The organism is Runella limosa DSM 17973, from assembly GCF_000482465.1.
Taxonomy (GTDB): domain Bacteria; phylum Bacteroidota; class Bacteroidia; order Cytophagales; family Spirosomataceae; genus Runella; species Runella limosa.
Window position 1 is genome coordinate 233,768 of the sequence record NZ_KI519428.1, and the last position, 21,896, is coordinate 255,663.

General features: G+C 44.7%; 17 protein-coding genes. 15 read left to right on the forward strand and 2 right to left on the reverse strand.

Annotation, left to right across the window (positions count from 1 at the left end):
* Positions 1-23 precede the first annotated feature (23 nt).
* Positions 24-2,057: a tetratricopeptide repeat protein gene (locus K339_RS0128455; protein WP_028526641.1), complete on the reverse strand. Its 2,034-nt coding sequence runs from the start codon at positions 2,055-2,057 to the stop codon at positions 24-26.
* Positions 2,058-2,091: 34 nt separating this feature from the next.
* A complete protein-coding gene (locus tag K339_RS0128460; protein WP_028526642.1) occupies positions 2,092-3,198 on the reverse strand; it encodes an OmpA family protein in 1,107 nt (368 codons plus the stop codon).
* Between the two features lie 121 nt (positions 3,199-3,319).
* Between K339_RS0128460 and K339_RS0128465 the strand changes: the two genes are divergently transcribed.
* The 15 genes from K339_RS0128465 (at position 3,320) to K339_RS0128540 (ending at position 21,896) form a co-directional block, all read left to right on the forward strand.
* Positions 3,320-4,129, forward strand: coding sequence for a LuxR C-terminal-related transcriptional regulator (locus K339_RS0128465; RefSeq protein WP_028526643.1), 810 nt, complete (start codon positions 3,320-3,322; stop codon positions 4,127-4,129).
* Positions 4,130-4,296: 167 nt separating this feature from the next.
* The gene (locus K339_RS0128470; protein ID WP_037302106.1) at positions 4,297-5,082 is read left to right on the forward strand and encodes a crotonase/enoyl-CoA hydratase family protein; all 786 of its coding nucleotides are present in this window, start codon (positions 4,297-4,299) and stop codon (positions 5,080-5,082) included.
* Complete coding sequence (locus tag K339_RS0128475) at positions 5,079-6,911, forward strand: feruloyl-CoA synthase (protein WP_028526645.1); 1,833 nt, start codon at positions 5,079-5,081, stop codon at positions 6,909-6,911. Before K339_RS0128470 ends, K339_RS0128475 begins: the two co-directional genes overlap by 4 nt.
* Before the next feature lie 63 nt (positions 6,912-6,974).
* Positions 6,975-7,742: a 3-hydroxyacyl-CoA dehydrogenase gene (locus K339_RS0128480; RefSeq protein WP_028526646.1), complete on the forward strand. Its 768-nt coding sequence runs from the start codon at positions 6,975-6,977 to the stop codon at positions 7,740-7,742.
* A 75-nt stretch (positions 7,743-7,817) separates the two neighbouring features.
* A complete protein-coding gene (locus K339_RS0128485) occupies positions 7,818-8,924 on the forward strand; it encodes a 5-methyltetrahydropteroyltriglutamate--homocysteine S-methyltransferase (protein ID WP_028526647.1) in 1,107 nt (368 codons plus the stop codon).
* 141 nt (positions 8,925-9,065) lie between these two features.
* On the forward strand, positions 9,066-10,193 hold the full coding sequence (locus K339_RS0128490) for an ATP-binding protein (RefSeq protein WP_028526648.1): 1,128 nt from the start codon (positions 9,066-9,068) through the stop codon (positions 10,191-10,193).
* Between the two features lie 130 nt (positions 10,194-10,323).
* Positions 10,324-11,211: an amidohydrolase family protein gene (locus K339_RS0128495; protein ID WP_028526649.1), complete on the forward strand. Its 888-nt coding sequence runs from the start codon at positions 10,324-10,326 to the stop codon at positions 11,209-11,211.
* A gap of 33 nt (positions 11,212-11,244) precedes the next feature.
* Positions 11,245-12,366 (forward strand): alpha/beta hydrolase, encoded by a 1,122-nt coding sequence (locus K339_RS0128500; protein WP_028526650.1) that lies wholly within the window; start codon positions 11,245-11,247, stop codon positions 12,364-12,366.
* A gap of 20 nt (positions 12,367-12,386) precedes the next feature.
* A complete protein-coding gene (locus K339_RS0128505) occupies positions 12,387-13,682 on the forward strand; it encodes an MFS transporter (protein WP_037302108.1) in 1,296 nt (431 codons plus the stop codon).
* Positions 13,682-14,677, forward strand: coding sequence for a zinc-dependent alcohol dehydrogenase (locus tag K339_RS0128510; protein ID WP_028526652.1), 996 nt, complete (start codon positions 13,682-13,684; stop codon positions 14,675-14,677). Before K339_RS0128505 ends, K339_RS0128510 begins: the two co-directional genes overlap by 1 nt.
* Positions 14,678-15,004: 327 nt before the next feature.
* Positions 15,005-15,979: a sensor histidine kinase gene (locus K339_RS0128520; protein ID WP_037302109.1), complete on the forward strand. Its 975-nt coding sequence runs from the start codon at positions 15,005-15,007 to the stop codon at positions 15,977-15,979.
* Positions 15,976-16,731 (forward strand): LytR/AlgR family response regulator transcription factor, encoded by a 756-nt coding sequence (locus K339_RS0128525; protein ID WP_028526654.1) that lies wholly within the window; start codon positions 15,976-15,978, stop codon positions 16,729-16,731. The genes K339_RS0128520 and K339_RS0128525 overlap by 4 nt, the downstream gene beginning before the upstream one ends.
* Positions 16,732-16,845: 114 nt before the next feature.
* The gene (locus K339_RS0128530; RefSeq protein ID WP_028526655.1) at positions 16,846-18,246 is read left to right on the forward strand and encodes a DUF3500 domain-containing protein; all 1,401 of its coding nucleotides are present in this window, start codon (positions 16,846-16,848) and stop codon (positions 18,244-18,246) included.
* Positions 18,191-19,528: a HupE/UreJ family protein gene (locus K339_RS35130; RefSeq protein ID WP_229598840.1), complete on the forward strand. Its 1,338-nt coding sequence runs from the start codon at positions 18,191-18,193 to the stop codon at positions 19,526-19,528. Before K339_RS0128530 ends, K339_RS35130 begins: the two co-directional genes overlap by 56 nt.
* Before the next feature lie 121 nt (positions 19,529-19,649).
* Positions 19,650-21,896 carry a TonB-dependent receptor gene (locus K339_RS0128540; RefSeq protein WP_028526656.1) on the forward strand — a complete coding sequence of 749 codons (2,247 nt, stop codon included), beginning with the start codon at positions 19,650-19,652 and terminating at the stop codon, positions 21,894-21,896.

The following is a 21,896-nucleotide window of genomic DNA, read 5'->3' on the forward strand; positions in this document are numbered from 1 at the left end:
AGTTTAAGCCAAAACAGAAGGTTTTACTCAACGCCTGGGGCGAATTTCCATGCGTGTGAAGGTGTGAGTGATGAAATCCCTTTGGCAGCAGAGATGCCAAATTCAACTTTTCCTTCACTTTTTAAGCCTAAATCGCCGCTTTTGCCCGAAATTGTGCCCGATATTGAAGCGGTGGCCTCTCCTTTTAAACCCGCGTCCACAATTCCTTTATTTCCCGTAATGGTAATAAATTCGACAACCTTTCCTCCTACAGTCAGGCCTCCCACCTCTTTTTCAGCTTTCAATCCCGCTTGTAGCTCAAGTTCATCTTCACCCCAATCGTTTCCCCACGTTAGCTCTAACCCGAGCGTTCCTTTGACACCTGGACTGGGAGTATTGATTGAGAAGTTGATTTTTTCGCAATTGGCCTCGCTTTCTATCACTCCCGCGTCGATATTCCACGTAGGTAAGGGGCATTCGTCGTCATCTTCCCAAAGTTCAAGCTTGTGGGTTTTCATCAATCGTTGTACTTGTTCCGTAATGACCGAATCTTCCTCAATTTTTTCCTCCACTTCGCAAAACGTATTGGCCGCATTGCTGGCCCAAGTAGCCCAACTGGCATGTGCCAACCCATACTGATACATCATTTGGGCGGCTTCTTTGCGGCGTGTATTGCCTAATTGATGTAGGTGAGGGTTTTTGAGCGCCATTAGATAGCGATCGGTCTTGGACTCGTACGCCCGTATATCGTTGGTGGTGTTTTTATATAAATTCAACCATGCTTCATAAAAATACTGGTGATAATTGTTCAGCAACTTTTGAACATTTTGACAATACTTATTGCGTTCTCGCTCTTGACAATCTTCATTATCGCCGCATTGCTGGGCACTGGTTTCGTAAGCACGTTTGACAGACAGAAACTGGTCATTCATTTGTAAGTAATGCCCTTTTGTTTCGTTGTTAAACCGACGCGTGAAGGCGATGGAACGGTTGCTGAAGAGCTGCTCATAATAATCAAGAGCTGCCAGTTCTTTGGTGTAGGGGTAGGGTACAACGATATGATTATCAATTACTTTTACTTTGGATTGTTCTTGCCACTTCGTTTCGAGGGTATTCAATGTCACCATGATGCGCTCAATACGTTGGTGGTTTTCGTCCACCAATGACGTATGAAAATCTTCGATAACCCGTTGATTTTGCATTGTTTTGAGCAAGCTACTACTGTATTCGGCGGGAGGTTCGGGAAAATGAAGTCCATTCGCGGTATTTCCGCCGAAAGGTCGCTCTTCGTAATCTATGAGGGGAAGCACGTCGTTGACGGCGGGCAAGGTTGTGCTTTCGTTTATGCCTTCGTTTTGGTTGACCTTCGCAATTTTTTGTGACTGTTCTTCCTTCCTTTGTAGCGCACCCGCAAACGTTATTTTTTTCGACCAAGCCAGTTTACGCCAGCGGTCTGCTTCCGCATTTTGGCCACGTGCTGTGGCAATCGCCGCTAAACCATTCATGGCATGGTAGTGGTTTGGGGACACTAACAATGCACTTTCAAAGTGCTTTTTTCCCGTCGTAAAATCACCCACCGAAGTAGCAACCCAACCGAGATTGGCCAGCAATGTAGGGTTTTGAGGTGTTTGTTTTTGGGCATACAACAAAATTCTGTACGACAATAAGTAGGCATCAATGTTTTTGAGGCAAACCCCCAAATTACGGTAAGTGGTTGTGTCGATTCTGTTTCTTTCGGCAGCTATTGCATATAAATAAACGGCTGTATTAGAACTCCCTTTTAGAAAAAATAGGGTTGCTAAATCGGTTAATTCATTTCCGTTGGCACCGCTGATTTTTCGGTCTAATTCAATTCTAAAATTTCTGTTTTTCTTATCCAAAAACTCCATAGCTAGCCCTTTGGCTTGGGCGAGTACTTTTGTGAGCACTTCCTCCGTAGGAATTTTGATTTGGTCATAATGTACGCCACTATTTTCTTTGAGCGGTCGATCTTCGCTTTCTTTGACCGTATCCCAGCCGTATTGTGCATGTGCGTTTATTCCAATTAAGGTTAAGTAAAAGATGAATAAAGTTTTCATAATAGGTGAGTTTTTCCATGGTTAGGATTGATTTTTAAAGTTTTACAAATTCTACTCGACGATTTTCGGCTTTTCCCTCAAAAGTAGTATTGTCGCTAATAGGTTTGGTTTTGCCGTACCCTTGGGTGGTAAGTTTTGTACCATCTGCCCCGAGCGAGATCAGCTTTTCTTTGACGGCGTCGGCTCTTTCTTGGGATAGTTTTAAATTGACTGCCTCGTTGCCGTCGGCATCGGTATGGCCTCCAATTTCAAATTTTAGTTCGGGATGTTCCTTCATCATCGCAACCATCGTATTGAGCGTTCCCATGCTTTCGGGCTTGATGGTTGCCTTGGCGACGTCAAAATTGATGCCCCGTGCGATAAATCTCCCATCGGTCGTTAGTGTTTTGTAAGGATCAACGCCTCCTGCGGCAATGCGAAAATTTTTCAAAAACAGCTGCGAACTCATTTCGTACGTACTTCCATCGGCTACTATCTCAATGTTAAAGGCTTGACCGTTTTCGATAGGTGCGTTCAGAACGCGCTCGCTGTTCATATAGACTTTCAAGGATTTTTCGGTGACCGCCATCGAAACGTGTACCCATTTGTCGCAGAGGTCTTCGTAAATATATTCACTATCCGCTATTTTTTTGCCACCCTTATATTGCCCTTTGAAAGATTTAAACTCAACATTACCAATGGAATAGAGGTAGATGCTTTCTTCAAAATCGCCGAGTTTTTCTCGTACGCTGTCCCACTCTTTGTCGGTAGCAAACTGAATCAGTAATTTGTCGCCACCGCTATTGCCGTCGCCGATGGCTTGCGCAAAAGGTTTGGTATTGTGACGCCACAAATAATCGAACTCAACTGTGAATCGGTTGGTGCCGATAAGGTTTTTATTTTTGGCCATGCGCGGGTAGGCTTTGGGAGAAGCATCCAAGAAGCCCATTACCAATTCGCCGTTAATTTTGGCGATTTCGACTTTTCCACTGCTAATTATCCAATGCGAAGGAATTTCGTCAGAACTTTCGCCCGTAAAGTTGTCTTCAAACAATACCTTATCACCTGGGACAAAGCCAAATTTTGCGTAGGCTTTTTCAGAAACTTGGGCGAATAATGGGCTGCAACCAAGAAAAAGTGCAAAGAGAAGGTTTTTTTTCATTGTTTTGAAAGTAGGTTTAAACGTCGTTCTAAAACTAGGAAAAGGCCTTCCACCTGTCAATAGCACATTTGTGCTATTGAATTGCTCGAAAATATCTATATTTCGTAAAAACACCTTGACTATGAGTGATTTAATTCGTATTCGGAAAGAGATAAAGCAGATTTATCGAAAACTAAAGAGCTTTTATGAATATCTTCCGAGAGATTCGGAATTAGACTCGTATATAAACCAGTTCTCGTTTACTGAAACGTTGGAACGTATCTATGCCGTTGGGCCGTATTGTTGGTTTATTTCGGACATGAAAAATGCGAAGTGGGTAAAGGTGGGTGGGGCCATCGAACAATTGACGGGATATACGAAAGAAGAACTTACAAATGCTCCTTTTATTCAAGCTGCGCGCTTTACTACCCCCGAACAACTCATGGCGACGGTTCAATCGGCGGAACTTTTCTGGCAGTATTTTTATGCGCAACCCGTCGATTTTCGTAAAAATGTTAAATCGTCTCATACGTATCAGTTTTTGCGTAAAAACGGTACTTCATTTCATGCGCTTCAACAAAGTTCAACGTTGTTTTTTGATAACTTGGGCAACGGTGTCTTTCAATTTGACCTCATTACGGACATTACGCACCTTGACCCCGTTCCTAAACTTCGTTTTTTTCTGCTCGACACGAATAATCCTGAACACATGAAAAATATTCCTATACACGAAGGGATTATTCGTAAAACCCAACTGCTTCCTATTAGCCCTGCCGAAAAACGAGTACTTGAGCTCATCGCCCAAGGAAAAAGTATTAAAGTGATTGCCGCCGAGCTTGGCATCAGTGAAAATACGGTCAAGCACCACCGCACCAATATGTTTGTAAAATGTGGGGTTAAAAACATGGCCGAACTGACCGCCAAAGCACTAACAATGGGTTGGTTTGAGTGATTGTAGGTTTTAACATATAAGACATTATAAGAAAAGCTTATATGCTCTTTTATCGTTATCAAACTAGAAAAAGATTGATATTGCACACTAATGCTCGCATTTTTCCTATTTTAATTTCTTTTTATTGTTCAATTTTGTGTTGAAATAAATCAATTCAATTTTGGATAATGAGTGACTTCCCTTCTCCCTCAGCACTTCTAAAAATAAGCGTCTTAGAAAGTACACTTTTGGTAGGACTCAACCGACCCGAAAAACGTAATGCTTTTAACGATGCTCTGCTGCTAGACTTAGAAAAAGTGATGGATGCCATTCCCGCGTCTATTCGGTGCATGGTTATTTACGGCGAAGGAAAACATTTTTCCGCAGGACTTGATTTGTCTGAACTCAAAGAACGCAACGCATCCCAAGGGGTGTACCATTCCCGCATGTGGCATCGGGTGTTGGACAAAGTGCAATTTGGGCCTGTGCCCGTGATTGCAGCCTTGCATGGGGCGGTCGTAGGCGGAGGTTTAGAACTTGCGAGTGCCTGCCACTTACGAGTTGCGGATGCTACCACCATGTACGCCTTGCCTGAGGGACAGCGGGGAATATTTGTCGGTGGAGGCGCTTCGGTGCGTGTGCCCAAGCTGATTGGCCTGGCACGTATGACCGATATGATGCTCACAGGGCGGGTATATTCTGCCGAAGAAGGTGAGCGAATTGGACTTGCTCAATATTTAGTAGAAACAGGAAAAAGTCTAGAAAAAGCCCTTGAATTGGCTGGAAAAGTCGCTTCTAACGCAGGAATGACCAATTTTGCCTTGGTACAGGTGCTACCAAGAATTGTGGATGCTTCGCCAGAACAAGGGTTGCTGATGGAATCACTGATGGCTGCCATTGCCCAGAGTGCCCCCGAAGCCAAAGAACGATTGCGCGATTTTTTGGAAGGACGAGCTAAAAAAGTGGGGGAATGATGCGGTTTAAAAACGTCCATTTTGGCCCTACTCAAACCCGAAAAAACGTTTATTCAGACGGCATTGTTGAGTTTGAACTTTTGGCTCTTTTAGAAGAATATCCTGTAAAACTAACGGAGAAATTGCGCTATTGGGCGATAAAAAAGCCTGAGTCTGTCTTCATTGCAAGGCGAAATGAAGACGGAATTTGGGTGAAATTGACTTATGCCGAAACCCTCCAAAAAGTGGAGCGTATTGCGCAATATTTACTGAATTTAGAACTGTCGGAAGAAAGAACCTTGGTGATTTTGTCCGAAAACAGCCTTGAACATGCACTTTTAGCCTTGGCCGCCGTACACGTGGGAATCCCTTATTCGCCGATTTCTCCCCCTTATTCGTTGGTATCGGATGATTTTGGAAAACTCCGTCATACGCTCCAACTGATGACCCCAGGGCTGGTTTTTGCTCAAAATGGACGAATTTATGCCAAAGCCTTGGAGTTGGCAAAGGCTCTTTTTTCTGAGGCTACTTTTGTAACTGTCGATGGGGGTGAAGGAGTTGATTTTGCACAGATACTTTCTGTTGAACCAACTTTGCAGGTGCAGGAAGCGTTTGAGAAAGTCGATGCCGATACCGTTGCCAAAGTTCTTTTTACCTCAGGCTCAACGGGCTTGCCCAAAGGGGTGATTAATACCCAACGAATGTGGTGTGCTAATTTACAGCAGATAACGCAGGCATTTCCCTTTATGAAAACTGAACCGCCCGTGTTTATTGATTGGCTACCTTGGAATCATACGTTTGGGGGAAATCATAATTTTGGATTGGCTCTTTACAACGGAGGGACGTTGTATATCGACGAAGGAAAGCCAACTCCCCAAGGCATTGAAACGACACTTCAAAACCTCCGCGAGATTTCTCCAACGGCCTATTTCAACGTGCCCAAAGGGTTTGAAATGTTGATTCCGTATTTTGACCGTGAGCCTCAGCTTCGAGAGACCTTTTTTAAGAAGTTACAAATTCTGTTTTATGCAGGGGCTTCGCTGGCGCAACCTGTTTGGAACCGTTGGGAGGAATTGGCCGTCGAAAACACGGGTGAAATAGTACCTATCATTACGGGGTTGGGCTGTACTGAATCGGGACCTTCGGCGATGTTTGCCAATTGGGGAGGAAGTTTTTCGGGCTTGTTGGGCGTTCCTGTCGCAGGAATGAAAGTGAAATTAGTACCCGATGGCGACAAACTAGAGGCTCGTTACAAAGCGCCCAACGTGACCCCTGGATATTGGCGAAATCCCGAAGTGACGGCGACGTCTTTTGACGAAGAGGGGTATTACAAAACGGGGGATGCCGTTAAATTTTTAGATGAAAATAATCCCGACAAAGGACTCATTTTTGACGGACGTATCGCTGAAGATTTCAAGCTCTCGACAGGAACTTGGGTGAATGTAGGTGTTTTGAAAGCAAAAGTGTTGACGGCAGGCTCGCCCGTCGTTCAGGATGTGGTATTAACGGGCTTGGATAGGGAATATGTAGGAGCGATTTTGTTTTTAAATCCAGAGGCTTGTCGTGGGTTAGCAGGCTTATCGCCAACGTCTAACAATGAAGAGGCTTTTAATGATGTGAGGGTTCGGAATTATTTGGATGAAATGCTCGTACGGCTTGAACATCAAGCAACGGGTAGTGCTAGTCGCGTAGTAAAGTACATCATCGCCATTGATCCACCCTCGATTGATTTGGGAGAAATTACGGATAAAGGGTCATTAAATCAGCGCGCAGTTTTGAAATATAGGGCTAACTTGGTGGAAAAATTGTACGGCCCCCCTGCCCCCAATGGGGGAGTAAATGTAGGTTAGGGCTTAATTATAAACAAAAATACCCCCATTGGGGGACAGGGCGGTTCGCCGCTGAGAGGCTTTATGAACATACAACAAAAAACTTTTCTCGTAACAGGTGGAGCTTCGGGGCTTGGATTGGCCACGGCAACCATGATTATCGAAAACGGCGGTAATGCTGTTTTACTAGATGTAAACGAAGAAGCAGGCCAAAAGGCAGAAAGCAAACTGGGAGCGCAAGCTCGCTTTGCCAAAACCGACGTCAGCAATGAAGAACAGGTACAAGCAGCCATTACATTGGCTATCAAGACTTTCGGAAGTATTAATGGAGTAGCGAACTGCGCAGGAATTGGGCCAGCCCAGCGAGTGGTAGGAAAAAACGGCCCACATACACTTGATCTTTTTTCAAAAGTTATTCAAATCAACCTAGTTGGTACCTTCAATGTCATCCGATTGGCGGCGGCGGCGATGCAACAAAACGAACCTGGCGAAAGCGGTGAGCGGGGAGTCATTATCAATACGGCTTCTGTTGCTGCTTTTGACGGGCAAATCGGGCAAGCAGCGTACTCGGCTTCCAAGGGTGGCATTGTCGGAATGACCTTGCCCATTGCTCGTGAGTTTGCTAAGATGGGTATTCGCGTGATGACCATTGCGCCTGGCATCTTTGAAACGCCACTGTTGATGGGAATGCCCGACGACGTAAAAGCTTCTCTGGGGCAACAAGTACCGTTCCCGTCGAGGTTGGGCCAGCCGCATGAGTATGCTGCTTTGGCAAAACACATTATTGAAAATCAAATGCTTAACGGAGAGGTGATTCGCCTTGATGGGGCTATCCGAATGGCCGCAAAATAACAAGCCCCCTAACCCCCAACGGGGGGATAAACAAACACTAAGACTCCCCCATTGGGGGTGGGGGGCTTTACTACTATGAACCCTCCTTTTAGAGCCGACCACGTCGGTAGTTTGTTGCGTACGCCAGCAGTAAAAGAAAACCGCTTAAAGTGGAAAAAAGGCGAAATATCGGCCGAAGAACTTCGCGCCATTGAAGATGCAGGAATTGCCGAAACGGTAAAAAAATTGGAAGCTACGGGGATGAAAGCCATTACTGACGGCGAGTTTCGTCGGGATTATTTTCACCTCGATTTTTTGAAAGAACTGGACGGTGTTACCGTAACGGGTGGAATTGAAGCCAATCCAAATGCCAAAGTAGCCGAAGATGGTTTTACCCCGCCGAAACTGAGTGTGACGGGCAAATTGAAGCACGTTAGAGACATTCAAGTAGCGGATTTTAACTACCTCAAATCGGTCGCAAGTCAGACGCCAAAAGTTTCAATCCCTTCACCAACGATGGTGCATTTTAGGGGAGGGAGAAAGTCAATTGACATCAATTCGTACCCCGATATGGACGAATTTTTTCATGATTTGGCGGCGGCCTATCGCCAAGAAATCGACCATTTGTACAAAGCAGGATTGCGCTATTTGCAGTTGGATGATACTAACTTGGCTTATCTCTGCGACCCTAAAATGCGGGCAGCCGCTGTGGAGCGTGGTGAAGACCCCAACGAATTACCCCGAACCTATGCGGCTTTGATTAATTCGGTGATAGATAGTCGCCCCGATGATTTGACGGTGGGTATTCACCTTTGCCGAGGTAATTATCGCAGTACGTGGTTTGCCGAAGGAGGTTATGAGCCTGTGGCCGATATTTTATTTAACAGTATCAACGTGGACGCCTATTTCTTGGAGTACGACGACGAACGTTCGGGCGATTTTGCCCCGCTGCGTTTTGTGCCAAAAGATAAAATGGTGGTTTTGGGCATTATTTCTTCAAAAGTAAAGGCATTAGAAGACATTGATGACCTTGCCAAACGTATCGACGAAGCGGCGCAATACATGTCGTTGGAGCAGATGTGCGTGAGTCCACAGTGTGGATTTTCGTCAACCCACCACGGTAACGACATGACCCACGACGACCAATGGCGAAAAATGGAGTTGGTTGTCAATACGGCTATTAAAGTGTGGGGAACGGCCTAAAGGCGTCAGAGACGCGAGGCCAGTGCGTCCCCCAATTTGAATTGGGGGACAGCGTTCAACTGAATTGAAGGGTAATTTTTATCATAATTTTCGATTTAATTCAAAAAATATTATATAAATTAGTGAATTAAATCGAAAATTATGATAAATAGAGCCATTGAAACAGAAATCAAAGCGAGAGTTTTTAAAGGAAAAGCGATTTTAATTTTTGGCCCAAGACAAGTAGGGAAGACGACTTTAGTAAAAAAAATTGCCACCGAAGTTGGTCTTCCTATAAGTTGGCTCAGTGGAGATGAACCTGATGTGCGTTTGGCTTTGGGAAATACCACTTCTACCCAATTTAAAAATTTGATTGGTCAGGCTAAAATAGTGGTTATTGATGAGGCACAACGGATTGAAAATATTGGTCTGACCTTAAAACTAGCCGTTGATAATTTTCCAGAAGTCCAAATAATAGCGACTGGTTCGTCCGCATTTGAGCTTGCTAACAAACTAAATGAACCACTTACAGGTCGTAAATATGAGTTTTACTTATATCCATTGTCATTTGGGGAGCTGGTACATCATCAAGGTTTATTAACCGAAAAAAGATTACTCGAAAGCAGGCTTGTTTATGGTACATATCCTGAAATTATTAATCAGGTCGGGAATGAAAGAGAGGTGCTTATACTGTTGACAGACAGCTATTTGCACAAAGATTTGTTTTTGTACGAAGGAATAAAAAGGTCATCGTTGTTAAGCAAAATTTTAACAGCTTTGGCCTTACAGTTAGGAAGTGAAGTTTCGTATAATGAAATAGGGCAATTGGTGGGGGCAGATAAAAATACGGTAGAAAAATACATTGACTTATTAGAGCAAGCTTTTGTGATTTTCCGACTCAATGCTTTTAGTCGTAATGTGAGGAATGAACTTAAAAAATCGCGCAAAATCTATTTTTACGACAATGGCGTTCGAAATGCAATTATTAATAATTTCAAATCTATTGGATTGAGAACGGATGCTGGCGAATTATGGGAAAATTACTTGATTGCCGAGCGAATGAAAATGCTCAAATATACCCAAATGTATGGTAGCCGATTTTTTTGGAGAACAACTCAGCAACAAGAGATTGATTATTTGGAAGAACGTGATGGTAGCATTGAAGCATTTGAGTTTAAATGGAATCCTCAAACGAAAGTAAAATTTCCTAAAACATTTACCGATGCCTACGCTGACTCAAGTCTAAAGGTTATTCATCCGCTTAACTATGAAGAGTTTTTGATGATATAAACCTGAGTGAATAAAGGCGTCAGAGACGCGGGGCCAGTGCGTCCCCCAATTTGAATTGGGGGACAGCGCTGATACAAAAATTAAAAAAATCCCCATTGGGGGCTAGAGCGGTTCGCCGCTGAGAGGCTGTATGATAGATATTCAAAAAGTAATCGCCATTGATGTACACACGCACGCCGAAGTGTCGTGTTGCCAGCCGCATGATGACTATCGACCTGAGTTGGACGAGGCATTTGCGAAGTATTTTAAGTCAGACAAACGTCCGACGATTCAGGAAACGGCCGATTTTTATCGGGACAATAACCTGGCGTTTGTAATGTTTACGGTTGACTCGGAGCACAATGTGGGTAAACGGCGCATTCCTAACATTGAGGTGGCAGAAGCCGCGCTCAAAAACGATGACGTTATGATTGCTTTTGCGAGCATCGACCCGCACAAAGGGCGCATGGGAGCCCGCGAAGCGCGTGAGTTAATTGAAAACTATGGCGTCAAAGGCTTTAAGTTTCACCCAACGGTGCAGGGCTTTTATCCCCAAGATAAAATGGCGTATCACCTATACGAAGTGATAGCTGAATACAAACTTCCGATGCTTTTTCACAGCGGTCATTCAGGTTTTGGAAGTGGGGTGCGTGGAGGAGGAGGATTGCGTTTGGAGTATTCAAATCCGATGCACCTCGACGACGTGGCCATTGATTTCCCCGATTGTCCCATTATCATTGCCCACCCAAGTTGGCCTTGGCAAGATGAAGCCTTGTCGGTAGCCATGCACAAGCCCAACGTGTACATTGATTTGAGCGGCTGGTCGCCCAAATATTTCCCCAAACAACTCATTCAGTACGCCAATACCTTGTTGAAAGACCGAATGTTGTTTGGAACAGATTTTCCGTTGATTACGCCCGAACGTTGGATGAAAGATTTTGCTGACGCGGGTTTTAAAGAAGAAGTAAAGCCGCTGATTCTCAAAGAAAATGCAATAAAAATGCTGGGTTTATTATCAAATAGACTAGACACGGAGTAGCACAAAGTTTGTGTCCCCAAATTATTTACCAAAATGAAAAAACTATTCCTTCCCTTCATACTTCTTTTATCAGGAGTTTTGGGGGCTCAAAACATCTCCAAAATCGACTCAGGCGCCATCGACGGTGCGCGTTATCGTATTCTTTTTCCCGAAAATTGGAAAGGAAAACTCGTCATGTACGCCCATGGTTACGAATTTATGGGCTCAAAACCTCGCCAAAGCCAAGACCCTGCGTGGCTCAAGCGAATGACTCCTTTTTTAGAACGTGGCTATGCAGTTGCGGCTTCTGATTATAAAATTCAGGGGTTGGCGTTGGCTCAAGGGGTGGACGATACCGAAGCCTTGCGTCAGTATTTTGTCAAAACGTACGGACAGCCTGATTCAACTTTTATGACGGGGCATTCGATGGGGGGAGGAGTTACTTTAGCGACCCTCGAAAATTTTGGACAAAACTACAACGGAGGACTGCCCATGTGCCCGTTGGCAGGAAGAATTTACCTCCAAACCCGCAAAGAGTTTGATATGTTTGCGACGTTCAACGGCCTTTTTCCAGGCATTGCGACCTCATTGAACGAGATTTTTGATGTCTCAAAACCGAAGGAGTCAATGCCCATGTTTGCGGCATTTCGGAAAGCAGCCATCATGAAAAAAGCAATCTTCGCGAAGGACTCATTGCTTGCGGTGGAATTTGCCAAACACTTTGACATGAAGCCCGACGACCTTGCCTTTGCCTTGGCGTTTGGTGAAGGGGTTTTGCGGGACGTTGCTCAAAAAGCAGGCGGAAACCCGTACGATAATACGAATACTGTCTATGGTCGTTTTTCTAATGCGTTAGAAGTCAATCAAAAAGCGGAACGATTAGCCGCTACCGTGAGCCAGAATACGTTGTTTGATAAATACGACCGAACGGGCAACACCAACAAGCCTGCGTTGGCGTTGCATACCATGTACGACCAATTGATTCCTGCTGATTTGGCGATTGTGAGTTACGAAAACATGCTTCAAAAGCAGGGAAAACAGGCTTATTTTACCGTAAAATATACCAATGGACAAGGTCACTGTAATTTTACCGATAAGCAAACAGGGCAAGCGTTTGATGAGCTAAGAGGCTGGGTTAAAACGGGTCAAAAAGCAAAAGCAGGTTTTATAGAGTAATATTATCCGTTAATTTGTATATGAACCCAAGTCAGGAACTTTCTTCTCGCCCCATGTCACGTTTTCAGTGGCTCATGGTGGCGATTTGTTTTATTTTAAATTTTAATGATGGCATCGACGTACTGATTGTCTCCTTTTCCAGTACCGAAATTATCAAAGAATGGGGACTTTCTAAAGTCGAAATGGGGTATATCTTTAGCGCGGGTTTGGCAGGGATGACGCTGGGGTGTTTTTTGATTGCTCCCTTGGCCGATAAACACGGACGCCGCCTGATTTTTCTCCTTTCGGTAGGGATGATTACGATTGGTATGTTTGGGGTAGGGCTGGGGCATCAATATGGCCTTATGCTCCTGTTTCGATTCATAACGGGGTTGGGCATTGGAGGTATTTTGCCCACCATGGCTGCTACGGCTGCCGAGTTTTCCAACAAAAAATACCGCGATTTTAACGTAGGATTGGTGCAAGCAGGATGGCCCATTGGGGCAATTCTGACGGGACTTTTTTGTGCAAAATACATTCCAGTGTACGGCTGGCATACGGCCTTTTTGGTGGCAGGCGGCATTTCATTGCTGATGTGGGTATTGGTGTATTTTTACATGACCGATTCTATTGACTACATGCTCCAAAATCCAACCACCGATAGGTTACCTTCCGTTAATCGACTGCTGAAACGAATGGGGCTTCCGAACTTAGAAGCGCTGCCTGTTGTCGTCAAAAATCAAGAAAATGTGGGAGTAAAAGCGTTGTTTTTGCCTCATTATAAGGATAGTACCATAAAAGTGTGGGTGGCAGCATTCTTTGGTTTTCTAACACTTTATACCCTGATGAGTTGGGTGCCAACCATCGCCAAAGATTCGGGTTTACCGTTTGAATTGGCGACTTGGGTGGGGATTATGCTCAACATTGGGGCCGCTTTTGGGTCGGCCTCCGTGGGTGGAATTGGTAGCCGTTTGGGGCTTCGTCAAACCATCCTGATGTTTATGTTAATCGCCTTTGCGGTAATGCAAGTCTATGCGTTTTCAACCCTTACGACAGGGTTGATTTTTGGTTTGGTACTCCTGATTGGCTTTTTTGTGCAAGGAGGTTTTAATGGTATTTGGCCAACGCTATCCCGCCTCTACGACACCCACCTCCGCGCCACAGGTGTCGGATATACCGTTGGAATAGGTCGAGTAGGGGCTATTTTAGGGCCACTTCTTTTTGGCTATTTTTCCGACGCTGGCATGAGCATTAATGCCTTGTTTGTCGCGTTTTCTATTCCATTATTGGTCATGGGAGCTTGTATTTGGGCCATAAAGTCTGATAAATTAAAGTAATGAAAGCAGCATTTTTAGAAGAACCGAGAAAAATTGTTCATCGCGCCATTGATACGCCCGAGCCCAACGCGGGGGAGGTTCGGATAAAACTCACCAATGTAGGCATTTGCGGGTCGGATGTTCACTTGTTTTTAGGACACCGAAAGTTAACAAAATCCACTGTCATCGGTCACGAAGGGCTGGGCGTGATTGATAAGCTGGGGGAAGGCGTCGTTGGTCGAGAAATAGGGGAGCGCGTAGTGGTAGAGCCCAATATTCCCTGCCATCGGTGTGATTTCTGTCAAAGCGGGCGAGGGTATATTTGTTCCAACAAACGCGTAGTGGGTCTGCTCGAAAACGGTTGTTTTGCCGAATATGTGTGCATTCCTTCGGAGTTTGCGTGGGCTGTTCCCGACGATATTTCCGACCTTGACGCCGTTTGTATCGAACCCATGGCCGTGGGAGTTCACGCCCTTTTTACCGCTTCAGCCAAACCTGGTGATGCCATTGCAATCATCGGCCTTGGGGCGATTGGCCTACTGCTTTGTCATTTAGCAATTCGATTGGGTTATCGGGTTCTGGTTACTGAAATTAACCCACAAAAATTACAAAAAGCTACGCAAGAAGGGGCAATTCCTGCTAATGGTGATGCCGAAATATTGCTTTCAATGTGGACTGACAATGAGGTAGTTGCGGTGTTTGAATGTGCAGGTTCGGCTGCTACAGCAACGTTAGTAGCTGCGGCGGCTCCGCGTGGTTCGGAAGTGATATTGGTGGGTCTATCAGAACGCCCTGCGGAGTTTACGCCCTTACGGATAGCGCGCGAAGGAATTACGTTTATCCCCTCGATTATCTACCATCATCCTACTGATTTTAAACGAACGATCCGATTGATACAACGAAAAGTGGTTACTCCCAGCAACATTATATCAAGTTTTGTTCCCTTGGATGAACTCCAAACAGCTTTGGAAAAAGCTGCGAGTGGGGACGAAAGCAAGATTGTCGTGACCGTGTGACAGTGCTGAGGGTTGCTCACAACCCGATAAGTTAGTGTCGAATGGAGACGGGAGCGCCTTGTTTGAATCATAGAAATCCTTACGACCTGATTTGCCACAAAGATACCGATGGAAATGTCTATAATTTTGGTTTTGGATTAAATTGGAAAGGGGTAATCAAAGATGCCCGCGTGACAAAGTTTAGAAAATAGCCCCTTGTGCGAAGGGTTGCTTACAACCCGTAATTAGATTCACTGGCAAATTTTTCCTTTTCAGATTTATTTGTTTCCGTAGCTAGAATAAGAAATAGTACATTTGAGTTTATAGCTAAAGGCTTGATATTCTATAATGACGAAGAAAAGATTTGTTTGGGGAATCGCCCTGTTTGTGGCATCGTTTGTCAATTTTCCCATCGTTTTTATCAACCTTCCTCGATTGAACCGTCCCATCGTTCAATTGGATATTTTTTTGCAAATAGCATTCAGTGTTGCCTTTGCCATGGGTTTTATTCAATGGATTTATGAAGCGACAAAGAAAAACGAAGCAGTAACTAAGCAGTGGGTAGGAGCGGGGGCTATACTATTGGTATATAGTGTTGGGCTGACATTGGCCAACTTTTTTATCATAGGTTTGCCCCTCAAAACGGGAGGGACGGTGGTTGTTCGCGGCGTATTGATGGCGATTATTGCTTACTTTTTTAGCCGTTTTATGACCGAAGCGGAAAAGAAAAATGAGGTTTTGCTGGAAAACGAACAGCTTAAACACGAAAATGTATTGGTTCAACTTAACTCCCTTAAAAACCAACTCAACCCGCATTTTTTGTTTAATTCTCTCAATACCCTTAGTTGGCTTATCAACGAAGACAAAGCCCAAAGTCAGCGTTATTTACAGAAACTTTCGCAAGTACTTCGGTATTCGTTGACGATGCAAGAACAGTCGCTGGTGACGCTCAAAGAAGAAATGGATTTGGTGGATAGCTATATTTTTCTTTTGCAGATGCGGTTTGGTGATAACCTCAAAATTTATAAAAACGTGGATGAGCAGGCGCCCGTAAAAATTCCACCTCTTTCGATTCAACTTCTGATTGAAAATGCCATCAAACACAACGTTATTTCATCGGCCTATCCACTGAGCATATTTATTGAATATCAGTTGGATAGTCAAAAGATGTTGGTGCGTAATTCCTTGAATTTACGACCCCATTCGGCGGGGACGGGTATTGGCTTGGCCAATTTGAACCAACGGTTTAAACTACTTTCCAATCAAGAAATCGAGATCCAACAAGGCGAAGCGTTTTGCGTAGTTTTACCATTGATACCATGAATATAGTGATTGTTGAAGATGAACCAGCGGCGGTTAGTCAGTTGAAGTTTTTGATGCAAGAGATTGGCGTTTTACATGCTATTGTAGCCGTAATTGAAAGCGTGGCCGATGGAATAAAATGGTTTACTTCCAACCCAAACCCCGACTTAATTTTCTCGGATATTCAATTGGCCGACGGAATTTCGTTTGAAATCTACGAGCAAGTGCAGCTCAAAACGCCCATTATTTTTACGACGGCCTTTGATGAATACGCCATTCGGGCGTTTAAGCACAACAGTGTAGATTATTTGTTGAAACCTATCGACGAAGACTCGTTACGTTTTTCGATTGAGAAGTTTCAAAACCAACAGTTGATGCAAAAAGAACGCCTGAACGAACTGATTCAGAAGCAAGTGTTTATGCCCAAAGCCTACCGTAAAAGCTTTTTAGTGAAATTTAGAGATAAGCTCTTGCCCATTAAGACCGAAGAATTTGCTTACTTTTTTATTGATAATGGGCTGGTGTACGGTCAATTGTACGACGGACGCAAACTGGTGGTTGATTTTAAGTTGGAGGACTTGGAAGGTCAGCTTGACCCCGCAGAATTTACCCGCGCCAATCGCCAATACATTCTCTCACGAGAAAGCATAGTCGAAATAGAATCGCACTTTAATAGCCGAGTCAACGTAAAAGTGCAGCCCGAAGCGAGTTTCCCGATTATCATCAGCAAAGAAAAAGTGACGCCCTTCAAGCGATGGTTTGAACAACATTAAAGAACGACGATTCACCTACATTTTTTTCCTTTTCACTTCCAAACCAACCATTTTTTTCAACATAGATTTCAAAACTTGCGTCTAACCAATTGAAACCAAATTCAATAAGTTAGTATGAAAATCAATCATTTTCTCGCAAGTGTATCTGTAAGCATGATTGTACTGTTGATTGCCTGCAATAAGTCAACCGATGACCCAACACCTACGACTTCAGCGGCGACTGTTACGGCCCTTACCTGTGCTTCGGTGACTTTTTCAGGAACGCCACAAGCCAATGCTGCTTTTACGGGAACGGCCACCGTGCCCTATACGGGAGGCAATGGAGTGGGGTATTCGGCAGGTTCGGGAATTGCCTCTACGGGCGTTACGGGCTTGACCGCTACGTTAGCAGCAGGTACGTTGGTGTCGGGAACAGGTTCAGTGACCTATGCCATTTCAGGGACTCCCTCAGCCAGCGGGACGGCTGCTTTTGCCATTTCATTAGGTGGCCAATCGTGTACGTTGTCGCTTACGGTATCTGCCGCAAGTTCGTCGTCGGGTACAGGTACGGTTTGGTCAATGGATACCGATATTGCGGCGATTGTGGCTGCCGCCGAGGCGTTTAAAACTACTTTGACTTCTTCGCAGGTGGCCTCGGCACAATATACTTACACCGTCGCGCAGGCCAAACTTTGGAGTAATTTGCCCCAATCTTTGTACAAAGGACGCGTTGGGTTGGTGTCAAGTATGTTTTCAACTGCGCAATGGACTGCTTTTTATAACTTGTTAAAAGTAGCGACGGGAACAGGTGCCAACGAAGGAAGTGAAGAATATGCAGGGATTATTGATGCTGATGATTACCTAAGAGCCAACGGAGGCGATAGTGGTTATGGTTCGGGTAATTACTACATCGGGTTTTTAGGAACGCCAAGTACAACGGGCTTGTGGTGTTTGCAAATTGGAGGCCACCACGGAACCATCATTTATACCTACAGTGGAGGCAAAATGACAGGCGGCACGCCGTCGTTCCGCTCAACAGAACCGTACCCAACTTGGACATCGACCAATACAGGGAAAACTATACAACCTATGGTACAAGAAACAGCGGCATTTGCTAATTTTATGAAAAGCTTGAGTACCACAGAACTAGCTACGGCCAAGCGTTCGGCGGCGCAAAATGATTTGATTGTTGGCCCTCAAAAAGATGGTAGTTTTCCAACTACTAAAACGGGGGTAAAGGCTGGAAACTTGACCACTGCTCAGAAAGACTTATTGTTGGCTGCGATTAAAACTTATGTCGATGATTTGGATGATAAAGCGGCTGCGGCAGTATTGGCCAAATACAAATCCGAGTTAGACGAAACCTACGTTTCTTACTACGGAGGTACAACCATGGCGGCGCAAGGTGATTATTTGTTGATTGATGGCCCAAGTGTATGGATTGAATGGTCGATGCAAGGAGGAATTATCATCAAAAACGGTGTTCACCCTCACTCAGTTTGGAGAGATAGAAAATCAGATTATGGCGGTAACTAAAGCCCAGCCCCCCAACCCCCAATGGGGGAGGAGTGCAATTTCGCAGCTTCGTAAAAAAATGCCCCCATTGGGGGTCAGGGGGCTTTTGGTGTTAGTATTTTTGTTCTCTCAATGGGGGCAAGGGGGCTATCTCTTTGCCCATCCCATGCCCAGCTCTATGGTCGTCTTGAACATTCACGAAAAGCACATTTCAGGTGAGGTTTTGTTGCCTTTAAGCGAGCTTCAATCGGCGATTGGAATGCGTGTCAACGATCATTTAGAACGCCTAGTAGCGCGTTTAGGGGACTCGCTTCGGAGGTATTTAGTAAAACATATACGTCCCAAGAGTTTTGAGGGAATGCCCTGGACGGTTACGATTGGCTCAATGCAGCTATTGGAAAGCACCGACCCCATTGTTGGTACTTACAAAGAATTGGTCGTTCAGTTTGACATGGTGCCTCCGTTTGGCTACGACCTGCGCAACTTTTTCTTTGATTATGACGTCATTCTGCACCAAGTGGCGAGCCACAAAGCCCTGATTCACGTCAAGCAAGATTGGGCGCAGGGGTTGGTACGGGAAGATACCCTTACCCAACAGATTGGGGTCATTGAGTGGGATGTAGTCAATAACAAATTGAATCCGTTTTTGGTGAGTTTAGCAGAAGGAAGCCGCTGGAAAGGATTTACCAACATGGTGCATTTGGGCATTGACCACATCGCCGAAGGCACCGACCACCTTTTGTTTGTTTTGACGCTTCTTTTTCCTGCCATGCTGGTTGCTTCGGAGGGTCGTTGGCACAAACGTATGGAGTTGAAAGCCAGCTTATTGAATCTTCTGAAAATTGTCACGGCGTTTACCGTTGGGCACTCGCTGACTTTACTCATTGGGTCACTTCAATGGTTACATTTTCCTGCTAAACCTATTGAAGTACTTATTGCCATCACAATTTTGGTGTCGGCGTTTCATGCGTTGAAGCCCATTTATCCTAAACGTGAAGTCATCATTGCGGGTTTGTTTGGCTTGGTTCATGGGTTAGCGTTTGCCGAAACACTCACTAATCTTGATTTATCAACTACTCAAATGGTACTGAGCATTTTAGGGTTCAATATAGGCATTGAATTGATGCAACTAGCCCTAATTGTGGTGGCATTTCCCTTGTTGTTTTTATTGGCCAAAACCTCCTCTTACGGCCTTATACGTACTGTAGGAGCAGTTATGATGATGATTTTGGCATTTGCCTGGATGGTAGAACGAATACAGGAAAGTCCCAATTTTGTGACTGAATGGTTGGCTCGTTTGTAAAATCGGGTCATAACTAGCATTGTTTTTAGAAAATATTTTCTAAAAACAATGCTAGTTATAAAAAGTAACATCTTCAGTCGCTAACTTTGCCGAACTTATTTACAAACGCTATTTCAAATTCATGAAAAAATTTATTTCCACACTACTTGTTCTTCATTTAAGTATTTATGTCGCTTTCGCCCACCTTGGAAGCGTGGTCGGGAGGGTTATCGATAAATCGACCAAACAACCCATTGTAGGAGCTACCGTCGTGGTGGCAGATTCTAAAAAAGGAGCAACGACTGACGCGACGGGCTTTTTTCAAATCAATAATTTAGAACCCAATACGTACCGAATTGAGGTGTCATTTGTGGGTTATTCTGCTCAAAATCAGCTAGTAATAGTAAAAGAAGATGAGAGTGTAAACTTGGAATTTGGACTGTCCGAATCGCAAGTCCAACTGAGTGAAGTAAAAGTGTCGGCCTCCAATCCGCAGCACCAACAAGTGATTTCTAGCCTTGACATTAAAACGCGCCCCATCAATAATTCCCAAGAAGTGCTTCGGATTGTGCCCGGGCTGGTCATTGGTCAACACGCGGGCGGAGGCAAAGCCGAACAAATTTTCTTGCGTGGCTTTGACATTGACCACGGAACTGATATTCGTCTGACGGTGGACGGTGTACCTATCAACATGGTGTCGCACGCGCACGGCCAAGGGTATGCCGATGCGCACTTTATTATTCCAGAATTGATTGAAGGGGTGGATTTCAAAAAGGGTCTATACGATACCGACAAAGGAAATTTTGCTACGGCGGGCTGGGCCAATTTTCGTACCAAAACGACTTTAGAACGCAGTTTTGCCAAAGCCGAAGTAGGGCAGTTTAACACCTATCGGTTGGTGTCGGGGGTTAATGTGCTGAAAACAAACCAGCACAATGTCTATCTTGCGGGTGAATACAACTACTCGGATGCGTATTTTGAAGCTCCTCAGAATTTCAACCGAATCAATTTGTTGGGAAAATACCACGGGCATTTAACCCAAAATACCAACCTGACGCTGACGGCTTCGACTTTTTGGAGCAAGTGGAATGCTTCGGGGCAAATCCCTGACCGCTCAGTAGCCGATGGCTCGATTGGTTTTTATGGGGCAATTGACCCCAACGAAGGTGGCGAGACCAGCCGTACCAACGTCAACGCGGAATTGGTGACATTGACCAAGCGCAACCACGTTTGGAAGAACCAATTCTTTTACTCGAACTACAATTTTGAACTTTATTCTAACTTCACCTTCTTCTTGGTTGACCCCGTAAATGGTGATCAAATTCGCCAAAAAGAAGGTAGAAATTTGTGGGGTTATAACTCCAATTATTCAATAGGTCACGTCATTGGCGACAAGCAAGCCACCTTTAATGCGGGCCTTAATTACCGCCACGACCTTACCAACGGTTCGGAATTGTCGCGGACCAAAGACCGCACCCAACTATTGGAAGCCATCAAATTAGGCGATGTCAACGAAGCCAATGTGGGCGTGTATGTGGACGAAACCATCCAATTAAGCCCACGTTTGTCGGCGACGGCGGGGGTTCGTTTTGATTATTTTAACAACCAATACCTCGACAAACTCCAAAATAATACGAAATTTAAAGCCAACGCGGCCATCGTTTCGCCCAAATTGAACGTATATTATACCTACAACCCCAATGTGCAGTTGTACGTAAACCTCGGCAAAGGTTTTCATTCCAACGATACCCGCGCGGTGGTGGCTCAAAACGGCTTAGAGGTTTTGCCAGCCGCTTACGGTTCTGATTTAGGGGCGATTTGGAAGCCATTCCCGCGCATGCTCCTTAACGCCTCATACTGGTACTTGTGGCTCAACCAAGAATTTGTTTATGTCGGTGATGCGGGTGTAGTGGAGCCTTCGGGCAAGTCGGTGCGCAAAGGCGTGGACGTGTCTATGCGCTATCAATTATCGAAAAAATTGTTCTTTGATTTGGATGCCAACTGGGCCAAACCACGCGCCGTAGGCGAAGCCGAAGGCCAGAATTATCTGCCTTTGGCCGTTAATTTTACGAGCGTAGGTGGATTAACTTTAAAAACAGAACAAGGTTTTAGTGGCAGTTTACGTTATCGTTATATAGGCAACCGACCTGCAAATGAGGACAATAGCATTGTGGCCAAGGGCTACTTTGTGACGGATGCCTTGGTGAATTATTCCAAAAATCGTTTTTCAGTAGGTTTATCGGTGCAAAATATGTTCAATACCCAATGGAAAGAAACCCAATTTGCGACCGAAAGCCGCCTTCAGAACGAAACGGAGCCTGTGGAAGAAATCCATTTTACCCCAGGAACGCCATTTAATGCCAAGTTGAGCATTAGTTGGCAGTTTTGA

What these genes read in the sequence shown, in the direction of transcription:
- K339_RS0128525 (WP_028526654.1), top strand. Translation starts at nt 15,976, where the DNA reads ATGAATATAGTGATTGTTGAAGATGAACCAGCGGCGGTTAGTCAGTTG.
- K339_RS0128460 (WP_028526642.1), bottom strand. Translation starts at nt 3,198, where the DNA reads ATGAAAAAAAACCTTCTCTTTGCACTTTTTCTTGGTTGCAGCCCATTA.
- K339_RS0128520 (WP_037302109.1), top strand. Translation starts at nt 15,005, where the DNA reads ATGACGAAGAAAAGATTTGTTTGGGGAATCGCCCTGTTTGTGGCATCG.
- K339_RS0128485 (WP_028526647.1), top strand. Translation starts at nt 7,818, where the DNA reads ATGAACCCTCCTTTTAGAGCCGACCACGTCGGTAGTTTGTTGCGTACG.
- K339_RS0128510 (WP_028526652.1), top strand. Translation starts at nt 13,682, where the DNA reads ATGAAAGCAGCATTTTTAGAAGAACCGAGAAAAATTGTTCATCGCGCC.
- K339_RS0128490 (WP_028526648.1), top strand. Translation starts at nt 9,066, where the DNA reads ATGATAAATAGAGCCATTGAAACAGAAATCAAAGCGAGAGTTTTTAAA.
- K339_RS0128540 (WP_028526656.1), top strand. Translation starts at nt 19,650, where the DNA reads ATGAAAAAATTTATTTCCACACTACTTGTTCTTCATTTAAGTATTTAT.
- K339_RS0128505 (WP_037302108.1), top strand. Translation starts at nt 12,387, where the DNA reads ATGAACCCAAGTCAGGAACTTTCTTCTCGCCCCATGTCACGTTTTCAG.
- K339_RS0128495 (WP_028526649.1), top strand. Translation starts at nt 10,324, where the DNA reads ATGATAGATATTCAAAAAGTAATCGCCATTGATGTACACACGCACGCC.
- K339_RS0128470 (WP_037302106.1), top strand. Translation starts at nt 4,297, where the DNA reads ATGAGTGACTTCCCTTCTCCCTCAGCACTTCTAAAAATAAGCGTCTTA.
- K339_RS0128480 (WP_028526646.1), top strand. Translation starts at nt 6,975, where the DNA reads ATGAACATACAACAAAAAACTTTTCTCGTAACAGGTGGAGCTTCGGGG.
- K339_RS0128530 (WP_028526655.1), top strand. Translation starts at nt 16,846, where the DNA reads ATGAAAATCAATCATTTTCTCGCAAGTGTATCTGTAAGCATGATTGTA.
- K339_RS0128455 (WP_028526641.1), bottom strand. Translation starts at nt 2,057, where the DNA reads ATGAAAACTTTATTCATCTTTTACTTAACCTTAATTGGAATAAACGCA.
- K339_RS0128465 (WP_028526643.1), top strand. Translation starts at nt 3,320, where the DNA reads ATGAGTGATTTAATTCGTATTCGGAAAGAGATAAAGCAGATTTATCGA.
- K339_RS0128500 (WP_028526650.1), top strand. Translation starts at nt 11,245, where the DNA reads ATGAAAAAACTATTCCTTCCCTTCATACTTCTTTTATCAGGAGTTTTG.
- K339_RS0128475 (WP_028526645.1), top strand. Translation starts at nt 5,079, where the DNA reads ATGATGCGGTTTAAAAACGTCCATTTTGGCCCTACTCAAACCCGAAAA.